Source organism: Psychrobacter sp. T6-1, assembly GCF_052258445.1.
The window spans coordinates 1-1,550 of record NZ_JBQQFC010000431.1 but is presented as its reverse complement, the minus strand read 5'-3'; the positions used below and the strand labels follow the sequence as shown (position 1 = coordinate 1,550).

Annotated in this window: 2 protein-coding genes; one reads left to right on the top strand and one right to left on the bottom strand. The window is 47.2% G+C overall.

The genetic code is table 11. The features are described from left to right. On the top strand, window positions 1-729 hold a 729-nt coding region (locus ACTXGO_RS13525), incomplete at its 5' end, for a regulatory protein RecX (protein WP_443574887.1). Window positions 730-821: 92 nt separating this feature from the next. Here ACTXGO_RS13525 and ACTXGO_RS13520 read toward each other — a convergent pair. Continuing rightward, window positions 822-1,550 (bottom strand): YidB family protein (locus tag ACTXGO_RS13520; RefSeq protein ID WP_443574886.1); only part of this gene is annotated, 729 nt, incomplete at its 5' end.

Below are 1,550 nucleotides of genomic sequence, written 5' to 3'. Positions count from 1 at the left end.
CACAAGCAGCATAGCGAAACGGCAGATAAAGAGCCCAACTCAAATAGCCATATTAATAATAACGTCAACTTAGAGCCTACTACCCATTTAACTTCGGATGCTAAGGAACAGCTTACTGCTACCGAACTAGATAATCTACCCTCTGCGCTCAAAGCTTACTTGCGTACGCCAGAACAAAAGCAAAGCGAGCTTGACGCCATAAAAGCAGAGAGTCGCCTGCGCTGGCTAGCGTTTTATTATCTATCGCGCCGCGAACATGGACGAGCTGAGCTCAAACAAAAGCTCATCGATAAAGAGCAAGATCCTGACAAAATTGATGCCCTGCTCGATGAGTTCCGCGATAAAGGCTATCAAAGCGACTACCGTACGACCTTGATGCTCATACGAGAAAACATTCGTAAAGGTCGCGGGCGGGGACGTATCAAACAAGCGTTTTATAAAAAAAAGATCGCTATGCCTGGCAACATCGATGAGCTTATCGACATGGCAAATAGCGAATCTGACGAGTTTAGAGAGTTTGTCGATGACGACGATGATAGTATGGTTGAGGGCGTTGATTGGCTCAAACTAGCCGTTGCCGCCCGTACCAAAAAGTATGGCAACGACATACCGACTGAGCAAAAGCAAAAAGCACGGCAAGTGCGGTTTTTGCAGTATCGCGGCTTTAAGAGTGATATTTGTTTTGCTGCTCTTGAATACACTCTTGAGACGTTAGATGAGCGCTTTTAGCACTAGTAATTAAAAGTAAACCAGAACCAAAAAAAGAGCACTTAAAGTGCTCTTTTTTAATGACTAGGTTAAGCTGGCTCAAAGTCAGTACTTTATTTAAATGAACCCAAACGGTTTGATAGCTGACCTATGATTTGATCGATCTCCTGATTGGCCTCGGTCTCATCATCTAGATTGCCATGCGGGGTAAGCTGATTCATCACCTCTGGCAATAGCTCCGCTAGACCTTGACGCACTTCAGTCTCGTTAGCACCAGTACTCGCTGCTACTTGCTGAATTTCACTACTATCAAATAATCTATCAATCTCATTAGGATCTAAGTTGTCATTTGGCTCACTATTACTCATCCAAGAGCGTGCCTGCTGCTCATGACCCATACCTGTAATTTTAGATAAAGCGCCGCTTAAGCCCCCGTTACGCTTAATCCAGCTTAGCACCATAGGCATAAGCGCGGCAATTAGCATGCCTTTACCGCCAAAACCGCCTCGACTACGCTGACCACCGAGTACGCTTCCTAAAATATCACCTAAGCCGCCTGCGCCTGAACTCATGCCGCCGCGCTGATTGCCCCCTAGGCCACCAGTCAAACCACCTAAAATATCATCTAGACCAAAGCCGTTGTCTGCTTGCCGGCGCTCATAGCGCTGCGGGTTATAGCCGCCTGCTTGCGTACCACCGCCAAGCACACCGCCCAAGATATCCCCTAAACCGCCTGTGCGACGTGGATTTATGCGCTGATTGACAGGGTTACGCTGTGCATCTTCTGGATCCATAGCTCTGCGCGCCACTTGCGATACCAAATTACCGAGTAAGCTCATAAT